This window comes from Embleya sp. NPDC127516, assembly GCF_044765325.1.
In the GTDB taxonomy this organism is placed as follows: Bacteria; Actinomycetota; Actinomycetes; order Streptomycetales; family Streptomycetaceae; genus Embleya.
In genome coordinates, this window is record NZ_JBIWJT010000004.1 from 230,799 (window position 1) to 251,642 (window position 20,844).

Annotated in this window: 21 protein-coding genes; 10 read left to right on the plus strand and 11 right to left on the minus strand. The window is 72.5% G+C overall.

The window, feature by feature from the left end:
• Positions 1 to 31: 31 nt before the first annotated feature.
• Both ACIRL2_RS08875 and ACIRL2_RS08880 read left to right on the plus strand, forming a co-directional pair.
• Positions 32 to 811 carry a VOC family protein gene (locus ACIRL2_RS08875; protein ID WP_395858770.1) on the plus strand — a complete coding sequence of 260 codons (780 nt, stop codon included), beginning with the start codon at positions 32 to 34 and terminating at the stop codon, positions 809 to 811.
• Between the two features lie 199 nt (positions 812 to 1,010).
• Positions 1,011 to 2,144 carry a PP2C family protein-serine/threonine phosphatase gene (locus ACIRL2_RS08880; RefSeq protein WP_402231139.1) on the plus strand — a complete coding sequence of 378 codons (1,134 nt, stop codon included), beginning with the start codon at positions 1,011 to 1,013 and terminating at the stop codon, positions 2,142 to 2,144.
• Between the two features lie 106 nt (positions 2,145 to 2,250).
• On the opposite strand, the gene ACIRL2_RS08885 is transcribed toward ACIRL2_RS08880, so the two are convergent.
• Both ACIRL2_RS08885 and ACIRL2_RS08890 read right to left on the minus strand, forming a co-directional pair.
• Positions 2,251 to 2,943: an RraA family protein gene (locus ACIRL2_RS08885; RefSeq protein WP_395858772.1), complete on the minus strand. Its 693-nt coding sequence runs from the start codon at positions 2,941 to 2,943 to the stop codon at positions 2,251 to 2,253.
• Between the two features lie 75 nt (positions 2,944 to 3,018).
• Positions 3,019 to 3,771: a TetR/AcrR family transcriptional regulator gene (locus ACIRL2_RS08890; RefSeq protein ID WP_395858773.1), complete on the minus strand. Its 753-nt coding sequence runs from the start codon at positions 3,769 to 3,771 to the stop codon at positions 3,019 to 3,021.
• A 99-nt stretch (positions 3,772 to 3,870) separates the two neighbouring features.
• Here ACIRL2_RS08890 and ACIRL2_RS08895 point away from each other — a divergent pair, with 99 nt between their 5' ends.
• Positions 3,871 to 4,764, plus strand: a complete 894-nt coding sequence (locus tag ACIRL2_RS08895; RefSeq protein WP_402231550.1) for an alpha/beta fold hydrolase — start codon at positions 3,871 to 3,873, stop codon at positions 4,762 to 4,764.
• A 143-nt stretch (positions 4,765 to 4,907) separates the two neighbouring features.
• Here ACIRL2_RS08895 and ACIRL2_RS08900 read toward each other — a convergent pair whose 3' ends face one another.
• From ACIRL2_RS08900 to ACIRL2_RS08925, 6 genes are all read right to left on the minus strand, one after another.
• The gene (locus ACIRL2_RS08900; RefSeq protein WP_395858774.1) at positions 4,908 to 5,099 is read right to left on the minus strand and encodes a hypothetical protein; all 192 of its coding nucleotides are present in this window, start codon (positions 5,097 to 5,099) and stop codon (positions 4,908 to 4,910) included.
• 45 nt (positions 5,100 to 5,144) lie between these two features.
• Entirely contained in the window at positions 5,145 to 5,813 is a 669-nt protein-coding gene (locus tag ACIRL2_RS08905; RefSeq protein WP_395858775.1) for a response regulator, read from the minus strand.
• Between the two features lies 1 nt (position 5,814).
• Positions 5,815 to 7,026: a sensor histidine kinase gene (locus tag ACIRL2_RS08910; RefSeq protein WP_402231141.1), complete on the minus strand. Its 1,212-nt coding sequence runs from the start codon at positions 7,024 to 7,026 to the stop codon at positions 5,815 to 5,817.
• Entirely contained in the window at positions 7,023 to 7,874 is an 852-nt protein-coding gene (locus ACIRL2_RS08915) for an ABC transporter permease (RefSeq protein ID WP_395858778.1), read from the minus strand. The genes ACIRL2_RS08910 and ACIRL2_RS08915 overlap by 4 nt, the downstream gene beginning before the upstream one ends.
• Complete coding sequence (locus ACIRL2_RS08920) at positions 7,874 to 8,839, minus strand: ATP-binding cassette domain-containing protein (protein WP_331770861.1); 966 nt, start codon at positions 8,837 to 8,839, stop codon at positions 7,874 to 7,876. The genes ACIRL2_RS08915 and ACIRL2_RS08920 overlap by 1 nt, the downstream gene beginning before the upstream one ends.
• A 198-nt stretch (positions 8,840 to 9,037) precedes the next feature.
• Positions 9,038 to 9,721 (minus strand): TetR/AcrR family transcriptional regulator, encoded by a 684-nt coding sequence (locus ACIRL2_RS08925; RefSeq protein ID WP_402231144.1) that lies wholly within the window; start codon positions 9,719 to 9,721, stop codon positions 9,038 to 9,040.
• Between the two features lie 383 nt (positions 9,722 to 10,104).
• On the opposite strand from ACIRL2_RS08925, the gene ACIRL2_RS08930 reads away from it, so the two are divergent.
• From ACIRL2_RS08930 to ACIRL2_RS08945, 4 genes are read left to right on the plus strand one after another with little or no spacing between them, the layout of a single operon-like run.
• Positions 10,105 to 11,058, plus strand: coding sequence for a metal-dependent hydrolase (locus ACIRL2_RS08930; RefSeq protein WP_402231146.1), 954 nt, complete (start codon positions 10,105 to 10,107; stop codon positions 11,056 to 11,058).
• Positions 11,059 to 11,111: 53 nt separating this feature from the next.
• The gene (locus tag ACIRL2_RS08935; RefSeq protein ID WP_402231148.1) at positions 11,112 to 12,245 is read left to right on the plus strand and encodes a PDR/VanB family oxidoreductase; all 1,134 of its coding nucleotides are present in this window, start codon (positions 11,112 to 11,114) and stop codon (positions 12,243 to 12,245) included.
• 58 nt (positions 12,246 to 12,303) lie between these two features.
• Positions 12,304 to 13,179 (plus strand): M24 family metallopeptidase, encoded by an 876-nt coding sequence (locus tag ACIRL2_RS08940; RefSeq protein WP_402231149.1) that lies wholly within the window; start codon positions 12,304 to 12,306, stop codon positions 13,177 to 13,179.
• Positions 13,176 to 14,984: an SDR family oxidoreductase gene (locus ACIRL2_RS08945; protein WP_402231151.1), complete on the plus strand. Its 1,809-nt coding sequence runs from the start codon at positions 13,176 to 13,178 to the stop codon at positions 14,982 to 14,984. Before ACIRL2_RS08940 ends, ACIRL2_RS08945 begins: the two co-directional genes overlap by 4 nt.
• Before the next feature lie 96 nt (positions 14,985 to 15,080).
• On the opposite strand, the gene ACIRL2_RS08950 is transcribed toward ACIRL2_RS08945, so the two are convergent.
• On the minus strand, positions 15,081 to 16,334 hold the full coding sequence (locus ACIRL2_RS08950; RefSeq protein WP_402231153.1) for a Cmx/CmrA family chloramphenicol efflux MFS transporter: 1,254 nt from the start codon (positions 16,332 to 16,334) through the stop codon (positions 15,081 to 15,083).
• A 436-nt stretch (positions 16,335 to 16,770) separates the two neighbouring features.
• On the opposite strand from ACIRL2_RS08950, the gene argF reads away from it, so the two are divergent.
• Positions 16,771 to 17,754, plus strand: coding sequence for an ornithine carbamoyltransferase (gene argF, locus ACIRL2_RS08955; protein ID WP_395858785.1), 984 nt, complete (start codon positions 16,771 to 16,773; stop codon positions 17,752 to 17,754).
• Here the strand turns inward: argF and ACIRL2_RS08960 are convergent.
• Positions 17,738 to 18,073, minus strand: coding sequence for an alpha/beta fold hydrolase (locus ACIRL2_RS08960; protein ID WP_395858786.1), 336 nt, complete (start codon positions 18,071 to 18,073; stop codon positions 17,738 to 17,740). The genes argF and ACIRL2_RS08960 overlap by 17 nt on opposite strands.
• Before the next feature lie 373 nt (positions 18,074 to 18,446).
• Here ACIRL2_RS08960 and ACIRL2_RS08965 point away from each other — a divergent pair, with 373 nt between their 5' ends.
• Positions 18,447 to 19,385, plus strand: coding sequence for an AraC family transcriptional regulator (locus ACIRL2_RS08965; RefSeq protein WP_395858787.1), 939 nt, complete (start codon positions 18,447 to 18,449; stop codon positions 19,383 to 19,385).
• Between the two features lie 77 nt (positions 19,386 to 19,462).
• On the plus strand, positions 19,463 to 20,305 hold the full coding sequence (locus tag ACIRL2_RS08970; RefSeq protein ID WP_395858788.1) for a carbohydrate-binding protein: 843 nt from the start codon (positions 19,463 to 19,465) through the stop codon (positions 20,303 to 20,305).
• A 136-nt stretch (positions 20,306 to 20,441) separates the two neighbouring features.
• On the opposite strand, the gene ACIRL2_RS08975 is transcribed toward ACIRL2_RS08970, so the two are convergent.
• On the minus strand, positions 20,442 to 20,633 hold the full coding sequence (locus ACIRL2_RS08975) for a hypothetical protein (protein WP_402231157.1): 192 nt from the start codon (positions 20,631 to 20,633) through the stop codon (positions 20,442 to 20,444).
• Between the last annotated feature and the right edge of the window lie 211 nt (positions 20,634 to 20,844).

A 20,844-nucleotide genomic window follows, 5' to 3' on the forward strand; every position in this document is an offset into this window, starting at 1 on the left:
ATGGTCCGATGAAGTCCGATGAAGGAGCGACATGCTCAGCACCGACTACGTGACCGGCGCGCCGAACTGGCTCGACCTCGGCAGCCCCGACACCACCGCGGCGGCCGCCTTCTACACCGCCGTCTTCGGCTGGGACTTCCAGTCCGCCGGACCCGACGCCGGCGGCTACGGCCTGTTCATGCAGGACGGCAAGACCATCGGCGGCATCGGCCCGCTCACCGAGGAGGGCGCTTCGTCCGCCTGGACCGTCTACTTCAAGACGCCCGACGCCGACGCCACCGCCCGGGCCGCGAAGCAGGCCGGCGGCACGGTCCGGGTGGAGCCGTTCGACGTCATGGAGATGGGCCGGATGTCGCCGCTCACCGACCCGGCCGGCGCCGAGTTCGCCATCTGGCAATCCGGCACCTTCCAGGGCTCGGAGCTGGTGGGCAAGCCGAACTCGCTGTCCTGGGTCGAACTGCACGGCGTCGAACTCGACGTGGCGACCTCCTTCTACGGCGGGCTGTTCGGCTGGCGTGCGCAGGACTTCGAGATGCCCGCGATGACGTACACCGTGCTGTCCACGGCCGAGGGCGAGCAGCAGGACGCCTCCTTCGGCGGCGTCGTTCCGGACTCGAACGGCCAGGACCCGCACTGGATCGCCTACTTCGAGGTCGCGGACGCCGACGACATCGTCGCCAAGGCGCGGCAGCACGGCGGAACGGTGCTCATGCCCGCCGCCGACGTCCCGCAGGTGGGCCGCCTCGCGTGGCTGGCCGACCCGTTCGGCGCACCCTTCGCCATCATCCGGAGCGAACCGCAGGCCGGGTAGTCGTTCGCGGGTGTCCCGACGCCGCGCCCGGGAGCGGGGGCGCCGTTCCGGTCGCGGCGCCGGGTCCGGCACTCGCGGGCCGGACGCCGGGCCCGTTCGGGTACGCGTCGTCCGTCGCGTCCGTTCGGGCGGCTTCACCTGTTCGGCGGGCGCTGCGCGACGACACGGCGCCGCCCTGCCGGCGATCATGGACACAACGATGAACAGCCTGGCACCGCCGCGGGTGGCCGGGTCGGCGACCCGGTCGCTGCTCCGGCAGGTCGCGCTGCCCGTGGGAATTCTCGTCGTGGTCACGGTGGTGGACCTGGCCACCGGAACCTCGACGGTCTTCTATCCGTTCCTGCTCCTCGCGCCGACTCTCGCCGCCGCCACCGCGCCGCCGGTGGCGATCCTGGTCATCGGCGGCGTCTCGCTGCCGTTGCGCTACTGGTTGGCCGCCAACGACGGGTATCTCGGCCCGGAGTACAACGATCTCTTCGAGGTCAGTACGTGGATGTACGTCATGGCGACCGCGCTGGCCATGTACCTGTCCGCCGCCCGGATCCGCCGCGAGCGGTCCCTGGTCGCCGTCTCCGAGGTGGCCGTCGCCGCGCAGCGCGCGATCCTGCTGCCGCCGAGCGACAACCTGGGCGGTCTGCGCCTGGCGGTGCGCTATTTCGCGGTGGCCGAGGAGGCCGAACTCGGCGGCGACCTCTACATCGCGCTGGACACGCCGTTCGGGGTGCGGCTGATCATCGGCGACGTGCTCGGCAAGGGCCTGGGCGCGGTTCGGACGGCCGCGATCACGATCGGCGCGTTTCGCGAAGCCGCCTACGACGAACCCGAACTGAGCACGGTGGCCCGCCGCATCGACGTCAGCGTGACCAGGAACGCGCCCGCGGACAGGTTCGTCACCGCGCTCCTGGCCGAGGTCCGTCCCGACCGGGTGGCCTTCGCCCACCGCGGCCACGAGGAACCGGTGGCGATCCACGCGGACGGCAGTGTGCATGTGCTCGAACCTCCGGATCCCGGTCTGCCGTTGGGCCTGGGCGAACTGGAGCCGGAGCCGCCCCCCGTGTGGGTGGTGCCGTTTCACGAGGGCGATCTGCTGCTCTTGATGACCGACGGGTTCGCGGACGCGCGCGACGCGACGGGCGGGCCGTATCCGCTGGTCGAGCGCATCCGAGCGTTGTTCGGCGAGGGCCGTCTGGTGGACGCCGATCCGGTGGTGGCGGTGGAACGGCTGGGGGACGACCTGATGCGGCATGTCGGCCTCCTGCGGCTCACCGACGACGCGCTGGTCCTGGCGCTCGCCAGGGCGGCCGACCCGCCGGAGCCGCACCGCGCGCCGTGAACTCGGCGCGAGGGTCGTGCGCGGCCGCGGTCGAGGCGACCGGATCCCGCCGGTGGGCGAGCGCCGCGCCACTCGACCCCGGGCGCCCCGCCGCACGCCCGACGGCCTACTCCTCGATCGCCCCGCCGGTGCGGCGCAGGTGTTGCCGGAACGTGTACGACGGGTCGACCGCGCGGCGGGCCAGATACTCGTCGAAGGTCGTCTGTCGGCGCAGCGTCTCGCCGGCCCGGATCCGGCGGGCCTGTTCGCGCTCGGTGTCGCGGATCCGATGGGCCGTCGCGAGCACCTCGTCGGCCCGATCGGCGGCGACGAACAGCACGCCGTCCTCGTCGCCGAACACCAGGTCGTCGGTGCTCACCAGGTGCGTCCCGAACCGGGCCGTGCTCAGCGCCTCGGGTTCACGCTCGTCCAACCGCACCGGTCCGGGCGGCAAGGCGCCGTAGCTGAACACCGGCAGGGCGATCTCCACCAGTTCCGGCGTATCGCGATGCAACCCCCACACCACCAGGGCCGCCACCCCCGCCGCCTCGGCTTCCAGGACCGCGAGGTCGCCGACGCACGCCTCGTCCGACCGGCCGCCGTTGTCGATCACCAGCACGTCGCCCGGCTCGGCTCCGCCGAACGCCTCCAGGAACACGTCCACGCTGCCGTAGTGCCGAACCGGCAACACCCGCCCGGCGACGCGGTGTCCGGGCACGACCGCGCCGATGCCCGGTGGCGCCACGCGCAGCGGTACGCCGTGACGCACACACGCGTCGGCCACCAGTGGCGTGGACAGCTCGGCGAAGATCTCGGGCATGGGCGTTCTCCGTGGCTCGGCGTCCTCCCGACCCGGGAGTGGCGCGCGCGGATGCGGCGGCACAGCGCTGCGATGCTATCCGCGCCCGCTCGCACGCGTCGACGTTCCGGCCCGGCCGGTGTCCTCGGGGTGCAGAAGGCCGATCAGGACCCGGGTGACCAACCGGTCGAAGAGCGGTTCGGCCGGCTCCTCGTCCGCGCCGGGAGGCGTCCCGGTCAGCACGGCGGACAGGTGCGGATGGCGGCCCGCCTCGACCACGTGGGCGAGGTATTCGGCCTGGGCCCGCTGCCACTGCGCCATGGTCTTCCCGGCCAGGCGTTGTTCGATCTCGGCGCGGGTCAGCGCGGCGACGACGGCGTTGAGGATGCCGACGGCCTCCAGCTTGACCCGAGGGCCGACCGGGAGATCGGCGAGTGCGGCCATCGCGTGGTCCAGGTAGTCGACCGCGTGCGGTCCCATCGACGTCCGCGACGCACCGGCCTCCGACAGCCACGGGTGGGCGAGGTGCACGCGCCGGCTCTCCCGGGCCAGCGCGAGCAGGTCGTCGAGCCAGTGCCCGCCGTCGAGTCCGGCGTAGGAGATCTCGCCGTTGACCCGGTCGGTCATCAACTCCAGGAGTTCGTCGCGCGTGGCCACGTACCGGTAGAGGGATGCCGGGCCCGCGCCCAGGGCGACCGCCACCGCGCGCATCGTGACCGCCGCGAGCCCTTGCGCATCGGCCAGGGCGACGCCGGCCGCGGCGATCCGGTCCCGGTCGTACTCCGGCGCCGGACCGCGGGCGGCGCGCTCGGGACGTAGCCAGATGCTCTGCGCGGACTGCTCGGTCACGGACTCCCCTGTTCTGCGAACGACGTATGCAGTAGCTTAGTGATCGAAAACTGCGAACATTGATCGCAGTAAGCACCGAAGGGAATCGCCATGCCCGACCTGCAGTGGACGCCGACTCGTCACGCCCGCAACGGCGCGGTGGAGGTGGCCTACGACCGGCTCGAAGGCGCGCAGGGCGAACCGTTGTTGCTGATCATGGGCCTGGCCACGGCCCGGTTCTGGTGGCCGGCCGGGCTGTGCGAGGCGTTCGCCGCAGCCGGCTTCGCCGTCGCCCGCTACGACCAGCGCGACGCCGGCGAATCCACCCGGCTGCCGGAGACCGCCACCGGCAATCCGTTCCGGGCGCTGTTCGGCAAACGCGGCGAGGCCTACACGTCCGAAGACATGGTCGACGACGCGATCGCCGTACTGGACGCCCTCGGCTGGCAGCGCGCGCACGTGTTCGGCCACTCGCTGGGCGGGGTGATCGCGCAGCGAATCGCCCTGCGGCACCCGGATCGGGTGCTCGGCGTCACCTCCTCGGCCGCGCTTCCCAGCGACGTGTCCGGCCTGCGTGTCCTGCGCTACCTGCGACCGGGGCTGCTCGCCCGGCTCGCCCGGGCGAAGTTCCCGCCGGGACGCGAGGGCGACATCGAGGCCGCGCTCACCGTGTGGCGCGGCATCGCCTCGCCCGGCTACCCGTTCGACGAGGACGCGGCCCGCGCGTGGGTCGAGGCCGACGTGGACAGCGGCCCGCGCGACAAGAAGGCGCAGAGCCGGCAGATCGGCGCCCGGTGGCACGGCCCGAAGCTGCGCGAGCTGCGCCGGCCGACGCTGGTCCTGCACGGCGAACAGGATCCGCTGCTGCGCGTGCACGCGGCCAGGGTCACCGCGCGCACGGTGCCGGGCGCCCGCCTGGTGACCTTTCCGGGCGTCGGCCACGACCTGCCCGCCGCCCTGTGGACGACCGTCGCCGACGAGGTGCGCGACCTCGCGTCGATTACACGGGTCTGACCGTTCACGAGGGACGAGGGCATTTCGCCATAGGCGGTACCGCAGGCGCAGCAGGGCATCGGCGCGCACATGTTGGCGCTGACCCAGTCGTTCGGCAGCGCGGTGGGCACCGCGATCCTGACCGCGATTCTGTCGGCGCACACCTACCAGGTCTCCACCGTCGCCCGGCCCGGCGCGCCGGCGCAGACCTTCGTCATCCCGCAGGTGTACACCGACGACGGCTGGACGATCGGGCTCTGCGCGGTGGCCGCCGCCGGCGTGGCGTGCGTCGGGTCGGCCGCGGTGATGCGGGCCGGCCGCACCCCGGCCACCGGCGGCACGCCGCGCCAGTGCATCCCCGGCGCCGCGCGGGACGTACCCGACCCACGCGGCGCCGGATCTCACAGCGGTTGCACCAGGCGGCTCTCGTACGCCACCACCACGGCCTGCACGCGGTCGCGGACGCCGAGTTTGGCCAGCACCCGGCTCACATGGGTCTTGATCGTGGCGTCCGACAGATGCAGCCGGGCGGCGATCTCCGCGTTGGACAGGCCGCGGGCGACCTCGATCAGCACCCCGCGTTCGCGCTCGGTCAACTGCGCCAGCCGGGGATCCTCGGCGCCGGGCCCGAGATCGTGCTGCGGCAGCCGGTGCGCGAACGTCTCCAACAGGCGGCGGGTGACGCGGGGCGCGACCACCGCGTCGCCCGCCGCCACCGAACGGATCGCGCCCAGCAGTTCGGCGGGCAGCGCGTTCTTGAGCAGGAACCCGGAGGCGCCCGCGCGAAGTCCGGCGAAGGCGTACTCGTCCAGGTCGAACGTGGTCAGGATGAGCACCCTGGTCGCCGGGCAACGCTCGGTGATCAGCCGGGTCGCCTCGATGCCGTCCATGCCGGGCATGCGCACGTCCATCAACACCACGTCCGGGCGCACCGACTCGGCCAGCCGGACCGCGTCCTCGCCGCAGTCGGCCTCGCCTGCCAGGGTCATGTCGTCCTGGGCGTCCAGGACCATCGTGAACGCCATCCGCAGCAGCGGTTGGTCGTCCACCACCAGTACGTCGATGGCCACGTCAGGATCCTCCCGGATCGGTCAGGTGCAACAGCGCCGACACTCGCCAGCCGCCCCCGGGCAACGGCCCGGCCTCCACGTCGCCACCGTAGACGGCGGCTCGTTCCCGCATGCCCGCCAGTCCCCGCCCGCCGCGCGGTTCCTCCCCATCGCCGACGTCGCGCGCGCGTGGGCGGCCGTCGTCGACCACGCTCAGCTCCAGCCGCTCGGGCGAACTCCGGACCCGGATCCGCGCGTTCGCGCCGGGCCGGGCGTGCTTGAGGGTGTTGGTCAGCGCCTCCTGGGCGAGCCGGTACACCGCCAGTTGCGCGCCCGCGGGCACGTCCCGGGTGTCGCCCTGCACGGTGAGCGTGGTCGGCAGTCCGGCCGCGCGCACCTGTTCGGCCAACGCGCCCAGCCGGGCCAGGTCCGGCTGCGGGTGCCGGGCGGCGTCGGGTTCGTCCTCGTGCAGCACGCCCAGGAAGCGGCGCATCTCGGTGAGCGCCTGCCGACCCGTGCCGGAGACCTGCTCCATCGCGGCGGCCGAGCGGTCCGGTCTGCTGTGCACGGTCATCGTGGCGGCGTCCGCGAGCGCCACCATCACCGACAGGTTGTGCGTGACGATGTCGTGCATCTCGCGGGCGATCCGCGCGCGTTCGGCCGCCACCGCGAGTTCGGCCTGCTGTTCCTGGTCGCGTTCCAGGCGTTGCGCGCGCTCCTCCAGGGCCAGCAGGTAGCGCCGCCGGGTGCGCAGGTTGGCGCCGAGTACCGCCGCCGTGACGGCCATCGCGCTGAGCCCGACGAACGCGCCGAACCGGTACCCGTCCACGGTCCAGCGGGCGACGGCGAGCACGATGCCGATCTCGACCACGGCGAGCGCGTACAGGGTGCGCCGCCGGTCGCAGGTCGCGGCCACGGTGTACAGCGCGATCAGCAGGCTCGCGTCCGCGCCCGTCTTCGCGTCGATCGACCACTGCCCCAGCGCCGCGGCCGAGATCACCACGAACACCGCGACCGGGGCCCGGCGGCGCAGCGCGAGCGGCAGGGTCAGCACCACCCCCATCGCCCCCCACGGGGACAGCCGCAGCACGTTCCCGGCCTCGAAGAGGAACAGCAGGGCGAGCGAGAGCGTGGCGTCGGCCCGGATCGGATGCCGGCGGGTGAAGGCCACCACCCGTGCCGGTACGGCGGCGAGCGCGTGCTCGCCGCCGAACCGTGCGGGAATCGTGTTCACGTGTCGCGCCGCCCGAGCAGCACCGCCGCCACCGCGAGCGCGGCCACCGCGTAGAGCACGAACACCGTGATGCCCGCTCCCGGGGACAGCACGCCCTCCGTCGGGTGCCACCGGCTGAGCGCCTGACCGGCCTCGCTGGGCAGGTACTTGGTGATGCGCTCCTGCCAGTCGGAGGGCAGCGCGCGGACCACCTCGGGCAGGACCAGCAGCAGTCCGAACACGATCGCGATGCCGCCGGCGGCGTTGCGCACGATCGCGCCGATCCCGATCGCCAGGACGCCGGTGAGGGCGAGGTAGACCGCGACGCCCACCACCACGCGCGGCACGCCCGGGTCGCCGAGCGAGACGTCGATGTGCTCCTTCGCCAGCACCGCCTGTCCGGTCACGAACGCGACCAGGCAGGTGGCGAGCATCAGCACGAAGGTGACCGTCGCGAACACCGCGGTCTTGGCCCACAACACCGGAAGCCGGTGCGGCACCGCCGACATGGTGGCCCGGATCGATCCGGTGGCGTACTCGCCGGTGACCACCAGGACACCGAGTACGCCGATCGCCAGCTGGGCCAGATACAACCCGGTCAGGCTCGCGTTGGGTGCGGAGAATCGCTCCCGCTCGCCGGTGCTCATGTTCGGCCAGCGGTCGACCGTGCCCGAGGTGACCAGCAGGCCCAGCGCGATCACCAGGAAGACGGCGGTGGCCAGGACCCACAGGGTCGAGCGCAGGCTGCGCAGCTTGATCCACTCGGCGTGGAGCACCCGCACGAAGGTGATCCGGCCGCGGCCGGCTGCCGTGGAGACGAATCGGGGGACGCCGGTGGTGTCGCCGGCGATGGTCGTGGTGGTCGACATCAGGCCACCTCGTCCTTGCGACGGCGACCCGTGCCGGTCGTCCGCGTCGGGCCGGGTCCGCCCGCGGCCACCCGATACTCGACCGCGTCCCGGGTCGATTCCATGAACGCCTCCTCCAGTGAAGCCTGTTGCGGGACCAGTTCGAACAGGGTGATGCCGTGCGCCGCGGCGACCCGGCCGATGTCGTCGCTGGACACCCCGGACACCTCCAGGACGTCCCGCTCGTGGCCGCTGATCCGCACCCGCGGGCCGAACAGCAGCGCGCGCAGCCGGTCGGCGTCGGGCGTACGGACCCGGACCTGGTCGGGCGCGGCGTTGTGGATGAACTCGGCGACCGAGACGTCGGCGATCAGCCGGCCCCGGCCGACCACGATCAGGTGCTCGGCGGTGAGCGCCATCTCGCTCATCAGGTGCGAGGACAGGAAGACCGTGCGGCCCTCGGCGGCCAGCGACTTGAGCAGCGTGCGGATCCACAACACGCCCTCGGGGTCGAGCCCGTTGACCGGCTCGTCCAGCACCAGCGTGGCCGGATCGCCCAGCAGCGCGGTGGCGATGCCCAGGCGCTGACCCATGCCCAGCGAAAAGCCGCCGACCCGCTTGCGGGCCACCTCGTCCAGCCCGACCATCTCGATCACCTCACGCACCCGACGGGTGGGGATGCCGGTGGTGGCGGCCATCGACAGCAGGTGGTTGTACGCCGAGCGCCCGGTGTGCACCGCCTTGGCCTCCAGCAGCGCACCGACCTCGTGCAGCGGGGCGCGATGGTCGGCGTAGCGGCGACCGTTGACGGTGACCGTGCCGGAGGTGGGGTGGTCCAGGCCCAGGATCATCCGCATCGTGGTGGACTTGCCGGCGCCGTTGGGGCCCAGGAAGCCGGTGACCACGCCGGGGCGGACGGTGAAGGTCAGTCCCTCGACGGCGGTCTTGGGCCCGTAGCGCTTGGTGAGTGCGTCGGCTTTGATCATCGCTGCCGTCTCCGTGGCTCCGGTGCTGGGCACCTCCACGTGGAGGGCCGCCGGGCGGGTGCCCGATCTGCCCTCAACGCTAGCCGGCGGCCCGGCCCGTGCCGATCGCCGTGGGGGCGAACCCGGGAGCGCCGATTCATGCGCCCCCAGGGTGAACGGGTCCGTCGCTGGGATGACCCGACGGGTGCCCGGCGTCGGCTACTCCGGGTGCCCGCTCGAGCGCCGGAGGGCCAGGGCCGCCGCCGGGGGCTGCCACGCCGGGTCCAGTCGGGCGATGGTGACGAACGTGTCCAGGAGCAGCATCACCAGCAGATGGTGTACCACCTCGCGCTCCGGTTCCCGGCGGGCGAGCCAGTCCAGGGTGACCCCCTCGACGCAGTACAACCAGCCGATCAGCGCGGTGCGGGCGATCGGCGACAGGTCGGACCGACCGTAGGCGCCCTCGGCGAGCGAGGTGAGCATCTCCTCGCGGACACGTTCGCGGATGGTGAGCACGTCGGTGTCGAAGCCGACCCCGCCGCTGACCACGGTGCGGTAGGCGGCCTCGTTGCCCTGGGCGAAGCGCAGATAGCCGTCCAGGACGTTGCGCAGCCGATCGGCGGCGGGCTGGTCGGCGTCGCTGCGGGCGCGGGCGACCAGGTCGGCGACCGAGTCCTCGATCACCGCGAGGTAGTAGCCGCGCTTGTTCCGGAAGTAGTAGTAGAGCAGGCCCTTGGCCACGTTGGCGCGGGCCGCGATCTCGTCCACGGACAGCGCGTCGTAGGAGGTGTTGGCGAACAACTGCCGACCGATGGCCACCAGTTCGGCTCGGCGCGCCTGCGAGCGTTCGGAGTCGGGCGGGGTCCGGCGACCCTGCGGTCGGGGGCGTTGACTCTGATTCAAAACGGCCCCTGGTCTCGATCGCGGCAAGGTGCGTGCACGGGTCGGCGGCGACGCGGCGGGGGCGGTTCCGCTCCATGTCGCACGTCCACGGCAAGAGTACCGGCGACGACCTCGCGAGAGTCGGGGAACTCCTTCCCGAACAGCCCTCGGTCGCACGCCCGTCCATCGATCGTGCCGCCGCTCGTCCTCATCACCGACGTACGCGCCGACCGGCTTCGTACCCGCGGGCAGGCTCGCCACCGACATCGCGCCCAGGCCCCTTCGGCGCACCTCGACGGGGCCTCGCCGGGGCGGGACTCGTGCCGTCCGAGCAAGGTATTGACTTTTATTCAACACTCCCTACTGTGAGGTAACAAGAATCCTTCCGACGAAGGAGCATCGCCATGTCCTCGGTTCCACCCGCCGCGGCGGTCCCGCGGATCGCCCGGCGCTCGACCCGAACTCTGGTGCAGAGGGCGGCCGTTCGCACCGACGAACACCGCGACCTGGCGCTCAACCCGCGCGACGTGCACTTCGACTGGTCGCGCCTTCCGATGCACTGGGTGCCGCAGGAGCCCCTGGCCACGCACACGATGAACGTGCTGCACCTGCTGCTTCCCGAGGGCGAGCGCTGGTTCGTGCGCACCTTCCGGGAGGCGCTGCCGCTGATCACCGACGAGCGGCTGCGCGAGGATGTGATCGGCTTCATCGGCCAGGAGTCCGTGCACGCCGAGGCACACCAGGGCGTACTGGACCTGTTGCTCGCCAAGGGCCTGGACCCGGCGCCGTTCGTGCGCCAGGTCGAGTGGCTCTTCCACCGGGTGCTCGGCCGTCGGGACGACCCGACCGGCGCGGCCGGCCGGGAGAACCTGATCGAACGCGTGGCGATCATCGCCGCGATCGAGCACTTCACCGCGTTCCTGGGCGACTGGGTGCTCAACGCGCCCGGCCTGGACCGGGCCGAGGTGGATCCGATGATGCTCGACCTGCTCCGCTGGCACGGTGCCGAGGAGGTCGAACACCGCAGCGTCGCCTACGACTTGCTGGTCCACCTGGACCCGAGCTACCTGCGCCGGATGCGCACGATGGCGGTCACCGGACCGGTGCTGACCTGGCTGTGGGTGCGCGGTGTGCGGTTCCTGATGCTCACCGATCCCGAATTGGAGGGTCGCGCAAAACCGACCTGGCGTGCGTACGTACAGGCGTCGCGTCGGGGGCTGTTGCCGGGACTTACCGGGGCCGCGCGGTCCGCCGCGCGCTACGTCAAGCCGCGCTACCACCCCACCCAGGAGGGCTCGACCGGCCAGGCCGTCGCGTACCTGGCCCGCTCGCCCGCCGCCCGCGCCGCCGCCCGGTGAGCGCGCACCCGCCCGGCCGTCCGTCCCGGACAGCGAGGATGCCGAGGATGCCCATGAGCCCGTCCACGCCGCCGACTTCGATATCCGGCGGGCCGAGCACCGCGCCGCCGGACCTGTACGGGCGCGAGCGCGCCGACCGGATGATGCGCGCGCTGACCGTGCTCGGCCGGCTGCACACCGACGCGGTCGCGCACCGGGGCCGGCGGCGGGCCCGATCCGGCGCGCCCCATCCCCCGACCCGACGGGCGGGAATGCTCGAACTCGTGGTCCGCGAGCGGGTCGTCGAGGCGCGGGAGGTGATCTCGCTGCGGCTGACCGCGCCGGCCGGCGGCCGGCTGCCCGACTGGCAGCCCGGCGCCCACCTGCTCCTGGAACTGCCCTCCGGACGCCGCCGCCACTACTCGCTGTGCGGCGACCCCCAGGACCGCTACACCTACCGGATCGCGATCCGCCGACTGCCCGAGGGCGGCGGCGGATCGGTGGAGATGCACGACGCGTTGCCGGTGGGCGCGACGCTGCGCACGGTCGGTCCACGCAACGCGTTCCCCTTCGCCGCCGAGCCCGCCGTGCTGTTCCTGGCCGGCGGCATCGGCATCACCCCGATCCTGCCGATGGTGCGTCAGGCCGCGCGGGCCGGCCTGGACTGGCGGCTGATCCACCTCGGCCGCACCCGCGCCTCGCTGCCATTCGGCGCCGAGCTGAGCGAACTGTGCGCTTCGAGCGGGCGGTTCGAGGTGCGTGCGGACGACGAGGCGGGCCCGCCCGACTGCGCCGAACTGGTGGGTCGAGCACCCGCCGGGGCCGCGGTGTACTGCTGCGGGCCGGCGCCCATGCTGGCCGGCGTCCGCGCCGCCGTCGACGCCGGCCCGGGCGGCGGCCTGCACTTCGAGCGCTTCGCGCCCGCCCCGGTGGTCGACGGGCGACCCTTCGAACTGCGCCTGCGGCGCGCAGGGATCGATCTGGCCGTGCCCGCCGACCGGCCCGCCCTGGACGTGCTGCGCGAGGCCCTGCCGCAGACCGCCTACTCGTGCCGGCAGGGGTTTTGCGGTGTGTGCCGGGTGCGCGTACTGGCCGGCGAGGTCGACCACCGCGATCTGCGCCTGACCGACGACGAGCGGGCGGCCGGCGCGATGTTGGTGTGCGTGTCGCGCGCCGCGGAAGGCGAGCGGCTGGTTCTGGACCTGTGAGCGACCGCGCGGGCGAACGCCCGCGGCCGCCATCCCACCCCCCCCGAAGGCGGAGGACATGAGCACACGGCTACAGGTTCCGGCGGCGCGACCGCCCCGAGGGATCCCGGCGTTCGCGTTCGACGAGGTCGACCTGGATCGTTTCCGCGACGTGCAGCGGCTGGCCTACCGCTGCGCCGAGCGCGTCGCGGCCTGGATCGAGCCGGGCGTGACGGAGCGTCGGGCCGCCGCTCGGCTGCGCCGCGAACTGGTGGCGGAGGGAGTCCGGGACTTCTTCCACATCCCGTTCGCGTGGTTCGGCGACCGCACCGCCTTCCGGAACTTCCACACCCCGCTCCAGTTCTTCGCCACCGACCGGGTGCTCACCGAGGGCATGCCGTACGTGCTGGACTGCGCGCCGATCGTGGACGGGTACACCGCCGACATCGGCTACGCCGGCAAAGTCGGCGAGAACGCGGTGTGGGATCGCCTGGTCCTCGACCTCGGCGCGTACCGCGACCTGATCCTGCGCGAGGTCAGGGCGGGCAAGGCGCTCGACGACGTGTACCGCGCGGTGGACGCGCTGATCCTCGAACACGGCTACGACAACCGGCATCGGGTCTATCCCGGCCGGGTGATCGGCCATCGGGTCACCCGGGTGACCCTGCGCCGGCCGGTCGGGGTGAACGCCCTGGGCTTCGGCGTGCGCACGCTGCGCACCCTGGGCCGGGAACTGATCGGCGAGCGCCTGCACGGGCGTTCGCCGCTGTGGGCGGACGGCCGGGCGTCCCGGCACGCGCCGACGCCGGGACTGTGGGCGGTGGAGCCGCACATCGCGTTGCGTGCGGTGGGCGTCAAATTCGAGGAGTTGCTGGTGGTCACCGACGACGACGCGTACTGGCTGGACGAGGACGTGCCGCACGTGCACCGGGTGCGTGCGGCGGGTGGGCGATGACGGCGCCGCCCGCGTCCGACGCGAAGCGCGTGGTCGGCGCGGTCGAGGCCCCGCGCACCCGCACGGTGGTCTCCGCCGGTGTTCCCCTTGCGGTGTACGAACAGGGCCCGGAGGACCGGCCGTTGGTGCTGCTGGTGCACGGCTATCCGGACACCCATCGGGTCTGGGACGACGTCGTCGCCGACCTGGAGCGCGATCACCGGGTGGTCCGCTACGACGTGCGCGGCGCGGGTGCCTCCGGCGCGCCCGGGAGTCGCTACGGCTACCGGCTCGAACAACTGGCGGCCGACCTCTTCGCGGTGTTGGCGACGGTCGCCCCGGATCGGCCGGCACACGTGCTGGCCCACGACTGGGGCTCGATCCAGGCCTGGGAGGCGGTCACCGATCGGGCCGGCCCGCGCCGGATCGCCTCGTACACCTCGATCTCCGGGCCGTGTCTGGACCACGTCGGGCACTGGGCCCGCGCCCGGTTCGCCCGGCCCACCCCCCGGCATCTGCGACAACTCGCGGCGCAGTCCGTGCGCTCGTGGTACATCACCGCGTTCCACCTGCCGGTGCTCGCGCCCGCGACCTGGCGGCGGGGACTGGCCGCCCGCTGGGATCGGGTGCTGGCCGGGGCGGAGGGGATCCGGCCACGCGCCGGGCACCCGCAGGCCACGCTGGTCGAGGACGCGGTGCGCGGGATCGCGCTGTACCGCGCCAACATGCTGCCGCGCATGGTGTTGCCGGGTCGCCGGGAGACAACCGTGCCGGTACAACTGATCACGCTCACCGACGACCGCTACGTCGGGGCGGCGCTGTCCGAGGGCCTGGAACGCTGGGTGCCCCGGCTGTGGCGGCGGACCGTCGCCGCGGGCCATTGGTCCGCCCTCCTGGAGAAGGGACCGACCGTGGCCCGAATGACCCGCGAGTTCGTCGAACACATCGAGCACGGCACCGCGACACCGGTGTTGGACCTGGCCCGGCAGCGCGAACGCCCGCCCGGCAGGGACCCGTTCTCGGGACGGCTCGCGCTGGTCACCGGCGCGGGTGGTGGGATCGGGCGGGCCACCGCGGTCGCGTTCGCCGAACAGGGCGCGGATGTGGTGGTGTGCGATCTGGATCTGCCCGCCGCCGAGCGCACGGCCGAACTGGCCCGGCTGTACGGGCGGGCGGCGCACGCGTATCGGGTGGATGTGGCCGACGGCGCGGCGATGGACACGTTCGCCGCCGAGGTCGTGCACGCGCACGGCGTCCCGGACATCGTGGTCAACAACGCCGGTGTGGGTCACTCGGGCACGTTCCTGGCCACGACGAACGCCGAGTGGAAGCGTGTGCTCGACGTCAACCTGTGGGGCGTGATCCACGGCTGCCGGGCGTTCGGCACCCTGCTGGCCGAGCGCGGCGAAGGCGGGCACATCGTCAACCTCGCGTCGGCGGCGGCGTATACGCCGGCCAAGATGCTGGCGGCCTACGCGACGAGCAAGGCCGCGGTGGCGATGTTGTCCGACTGCCTGCGGGCCGAACTCGCCGGTTCGGGCGTGCGGGTGAGCACGATCTGCCCCGGCATCGTGAACACCGGGATCACCCGCAGCACCACCTTCTCCGGCGTGGACGACACCGAACAGGACGCGCGGCGGGAACGGTTCTCCAGGCTGTACGCGCGGCGGAACTACCCGCCGGAGAAGGTCGCCGACCAGATCGTGCGGGCGATCCGCCGGCGGCGGGCGGTGGTGGCGGTGACGCCGGAGGCGAAGGCGGGCCGGTTGCTGAGTCGGGTGTCGCCGGGGGCGATGCGGGTGCTGGCGCGGGTCGGGATGGGCTGACGACTCCGGACCGACGGCTGCGATGCCGGTCGGGTGGGTGGGTGGGTGGGTGGGTGGACCCGCCCGACCGGCGTCGTGGAGTGAAAACCGTGGGAACTACCGGACGCGTCCGCGGGGCTCAGGCGCTTGCCCCGCCTCGGGCGCCTGGGGCGCCTGGGACATCTCGGGCACCTGAATCGCGTCGGACGCCTCGGTCGCCGCGCTCGCCCGGGTCGCCCGATACGTCAGCCCCGCCACCGCAAGGGCCGCACCCATCATGATCGCGCTCACCCACACCGGCGCGCGGTAGCCGAACCCGGCGTCGATGGCCAGGCCGCCGAGCCAGGGTCCGAGAGCGCCGCCCACGTTGAAGGCGGCGGTGGCGCCCGCTCCGGCCAATGCCGAGGTCGCCGGGGCGAGCCGAAGCACCCTGGAAATCAGCGCCGTTCCGGTACCGAACGCGAGCATCCCCTGCACCGGGACGAGCACGATCACCGCGACCGGATGAGCGGCCGTCGCCGCGAGGAGGGCCCATCCCACCGCGAGCGCCGCCATCCCGGCCGTGATCAGCGTGTTCGGCCGCGCGTCGACGACGCGGCCCGCGACGGTGACGCCGATGAACGAGCCCGCCCCGAACAGCGCGAGCGCGAGCGGCACCCAGCCGTCGCCGAGCCCGGCGACGTCGGTGACCAGCGCTTCGAGGTAGGAGAACGTACCGAATGTCGCGCCCTGCACGAGCGCGCTCAGCAGCAGCGTGATCAGCAGCGGCGGCGTGGCCAGGGCTCGCAGTTCGCGGCGCGCGCCGACCGTGGCATCCACCTGGACCGGCCGGTTCGGCACCGTGCGCGCGATCGCGAACACGGCCGGCAGCGACACCAGGGCCACCGCCCAGAATGCCGAGCGCCACCCCCACCACGCGCCCAGCAACGCGCCGGCGGGCACGCCCGCCACACACGCGAGGGTGACCCCACCGACCACCACGGACGTGGCTCGGGCTCGGCGTTCGGGCCCGGCCAGGTCGATCGCGGTCACCAGGGCGACCGCCCAGAACCCGGCGTTGGCGAGCGCGCCGATCACCCGGGTGGCCAGCAGGACCGGGTGGTTCGGGGCGAGCGCCCCGACCACGTGCACGGCGATGAACACGCCCAGGAACGACAACAGCGCGCGCCGACGGGGCCAGGTGCGGCTCAGCAGCGCCATCGCGGGCGCGCCGACCACCATCCCGATCGCGAACGCCGAGGTCAGCAGCCCGGCAGTGGGAATGGACACGTGCAGGTCGGTGGCGATGCCCGAGAGCAGGCCGGACAACATGAACTCCGAGGTGCCCTGGGCGAAGACCGCGAGCCCGAGCACGTAGACAGCGAATGGCATGACGAAACCCCATGGACGTCCGAGGGATCCGATCCGGATCCGATTGGGCAGGGGTGGGCCACGTCCGCGCGTGCGTACGACACCGGCTTGCTTGCACGGGTGTCGCAACGGCGGCGCGGGAGCCCACACTTCGCTGCTCCGGCGACTCGGGTGGCGGTCATGCCCGCGGACGGGTCCGAGCACGCCCTCGGCTCGCTGCTGCGGCCGGGCGGCTCAGTTCATCGACACGTTCGACAGGAGGTCGGCCACCGCTTCACCGGCGGCCGTCGTCTGTCCGACTCGGGGCTGGACACGATCGGGAAGCTACCAGCCGGACCCGCCCGGCCTCCACCGGTTTCCGGGTGGAAACAGATGCCGCACCGACGCGCCATAGTGCATGATGATGCCGAGTAAGGAATATTCATGCAACATCGAGTCGTCGAATCGAGGTCGTCCCATGGGGTATTCCACCCTCAAAAGCCGCAATCTGCTCTCCCTGCGCGACGTCGAAGCGGACGAGATCACCGAGTTGCTGGACCGGGCGGCGGACACCAAGGAGCGGGCCGCGCACGGCGAACGCGTCCCGGTCCTGGCCGGTCGCAACATCGCGCTGATCTTCCTCAAGCCCTCGTGCCGCACCCGGGTCTCGTTCGTGGTCGCCGCGACGCAGTCCGGCGCGCATCCGGAGCTGTTCAGCCGCGAGGACATCCGGTTCGGCGTCAAGGAGTCCGTCCGCGACATCGCCCGAGTGTTCGGTCGGGTCTTCGACGGTGTGATGTTCCGCGGCTTCGAACACGCGACCATCGCCGAGTTCGCGCGCCACGCGGGCGTGCCGGTGTGGAACGGCCTGTGCGACTCGTACCATCCCACCCAGGTCCTCGCCGACCTGCTCACCCTGCGCGAGAACTTCGGTCGCCTGGAGGGCCTGCCCGTCACCTACGTCGGCGACGGCCGCAACAACGTGGCGTACACGCTGGCCATCGCCGCCGCCAAACTCGGTCTGGACCTGCGCGTCCTGGCCCCCGAACCGCTGCACCCGAACCCCGGATCCATCGCCGAACTGCTCGCCGAGGCCGAGTCCCCGCACGCCGCGATCACCGTCACCGCGTCGCCCCGCCGAGCCCTGGCCGACTCGGCGGCCGTCTACGGCGACGTGTGGGTGTCCATGGGCGAGGAGGCGCACACCCGCGAACGCATCGACCTGCTCCGGGACTTGAAGGTAACCCCCGACCTGATGGCCGGCACCGGCCGCGCGGACACCATCTACCTGCACTGCCTCCCAGCCTTCCACGACCTCGACACCGAAACCGCCCGCGCCCAGCCGGACATCCTCGAGGTGGACGACGAGGTCTTCGAAGGGCCCCGAAGCCGCGTCTTCGAGCAATCCGAGAACCGTATGCACACCGCGAAGGCCCTGATGCAGCTCACCATCGCGGGCTGACCGAAGGCGCTCGCGCCCACACCCCCGGTGCGGACGGCTCGGTGCCCCGGCGCGCGACGCTCCTGGGCGCGGCACATCGCCACCCCGGGAACGTCGCCGTGGTCCGGGCGAAACGGTCGGCGCCGTCGAGCCAGGGGAAGTGGCCGGCCCCGGCCTGGACCACGAGTTCGGCGTACGGGAACAACGCGGCGAACTCCCCCATCACGCGCGGCGGACCGGAGACGTCGACCTCGCCGGCGAGCAGGAGGACCGGCGCCTCGAACCGGGCCGGCACCGCACGGGTGTCGGCCGGGTCGAAGGCGCCCTCCGCCCCGAACACGGCCGCCGCCTCGTCGTTGCGCTGGGTATCCTCGGCCGCGCGATGCGCCCGGGCCCGTTCGTCCCGGACACCGTAGGCGAACGGCGCGATGGCGTCCCTCGTGCCACGGCCGCCCGCACGGCGGCCACCAGGGCGGCCGTGTTTGCCAGTTCGTGACGGACGGTGCGAAGTCGCCCACGGCGGGTATCGATCGCTCTAGCCTGGCCGCGAACGAGCGCCGGCCGCATCGACCGGAACCACAGGGGGCCGACATGGCATGGTATTCGCGCAGCTACGACAGGCCGGAAGGGCCGGACGGGCCCAGCCGGCGGCCCAGGCCCGGCGAACGACCGGACCAGCCGGACCGGCCGGATGAACGCGTCGGGGTGAGCCGATGAGTTCGCCGACCCAGCTTCGTCCGGCGGTCCCCCTGCACCGACTGGACGTCCCCGCGCCGAGCATCCTGCCGTTCGCGATCGGCTCGTTCGACACCATCGGGCCGATGTCGCGCGCCGACTTCCCCCATCGACACACCTTCTACGAGATCGCCTTCGTGACCGGCGGCCGCGGCACCCACGTGATCGACCTGGTACCGCGCACGGTCAACCCGCCACACCTGTTCTTCGTCGCGCCCGGTCAGGTGCACTTCTGGCACCGAATGCAGGAACTCAGCGGCTGGGTCGTCCTGTTCAACGACGACTTCCTGCTCGCCCACCCCGAGGACCGGGACACGGTACGCGACCTGGCCGGACACCCGAAGCTGCGTCCCACGCCCGAGGCGGCGCCGGGGCTGGCCGGGGTGGTGGCCGAGATGCGGCGCGAATACGCCGAGCAGGGCGAGGGGTTCATCCCGATCCTGCAGGCGTACCTGCACGTGCTGATCCTGCGCGCGGCACGACTCGCGGCCCGAAACGGCGCGGACGTGGACCCCGATCCCGATCCGGGCCCCACCGCCGTCATCGCCCAGCGCTTCACCCGGCTGCTGGACGGGCCGGTGGACCTGGATCCCCTGGATCGCACGGTCGGCGCGTACGCCGCCCAACTGGGTGTATCGGTGGGCCACCTCAACCACGCGGTGAAGAGCACGACCGGGCGCACCCCCGGCCAGATCATCCGCCAGACCCAGGTGGTCGAGGCCAAACGGCTGCTCGCGGGCAGTGATCTGACGGTGCGCCAGGTCGCCGATCGGGTGGGATTCGCGGACCCCGCGTACTTCTGCCGATTCTTCCGCAGGGAGACCGGAAGCACCCCCGGGGAGTATCGCCGGGACATCAACGCGAAGCACCACGAGGGCCGTGCTTTGTCCATCGACGCACCCGAGCGGCGCGCATAGGTTCAGACCAATCGCGAGTGGGCCGGATCGATGCCTCGACCCTGCCCGCCCGTCCCCCTCGCCGAGGAGAGGTCGCCGTGGACACCGACAACACCGATCAGGACGAGCCCGTCAGGCGCGGCATCACCCGCAAGAATCTGCTCAAGGCGGCCCTGGTGGCCGCCCCACTCCCGTTGCTCATCGGCGGTGTGCCCGCGCTGGCCAGGTCGCAGCGCGAGTCCGGCACACTGGAACCCACCCCCTTCTGCCACGACGGGGACGAGCCGACGATCGCGCAGACCGAGGGCCCGTACTTCAAGCCCAACTCACCGCTGCGCTCGGTGCTCACCACCCCCAACACCCCGGGTGTGCCGCTCACCGTCTCCGGATACGTGTTCGGCCGGCAGTGTCAGCCACTGGCGAACGTCCTGCTCGACTTCTGGCAGGCGGACACCAACGGCAACTACGACAACGTCGGATTCACCTTCCGTGGCCACCAGTTCACCAACGCCCAGGGGGCGTACTCGCTGACCACGATCGTGCCGGGCCTGTACCCCGGCCGCACCCGGCACCTGCACATGAAGGTCCAGGCGCCCAACCGCGGCATCCTCACCACGCAGACGTACTTCCCGGGTGAGCCGCGCAACAACACCGACACCATCTTCGACCCCCGACTGTTGATGACGGTGCGTACGGTCGGCAACGGCAGGGAGGCGTCCTTCGACTTCGTGCTGAACGTGAACGGCGTGCCGCCGACCACGCAACCGCCGACGAGCGAGCCGCCCACCAACCCGCCGGGCGGCACCTGGCGCGTGGGCACCAACTACGCGGCCGGCAGTACGGCGACCTATGGCGGCCAGAACTACCGTTGTCTGCAGGGCCACACGGCACAACCGGGCTGGGAGCCGCCCAACGTGCCGGCTCTGTGGCAGCGGGTCTGATCGACACCCTCGGGGGGAGGCGAGTCGATCACGGGCCCCGGCGGCGCCACCCGCCGGGGCCCGAGGCATGTCCGGCGCCGGGCGCCGACGGCGGCCCCGCGGCACAGGTCGGCCGGTGGCGGGCGGACCGGTGGCATCAACCCGCGTCGAGCATAGGGGTGTCGTAGCCCTCCTCGACCATCTCCAGGCGCAGCCGCGTCCGCGGGTCGTGCACGCCGGGCGGACCGCGCAAATGTGCCGGACCGGACCGAAGTTCGTTGGTCGAGTCCCCACCGACCGCACCCACCGTGTCGACGCCGCCCACACCGGCCCGCGACGAACTGCACACGGGAGTGCACGGTGATGCGCTCCATGGTGTCTCCCCGATCGGCCAACCGCAGTGCGAAGCACGCCAGTTGACCCGCGCCCAGGTGCCCGGGCGCACCGGCGCTGCCACCCGCAACACCCCGCGTCCGGCAGCCGCAACATGCGCGCCCGGGTCGCGCCCGGGGACAGGCCGATCCGCTGCGTCGGTTCGGCGCACGGCATCCGGCCGTCCA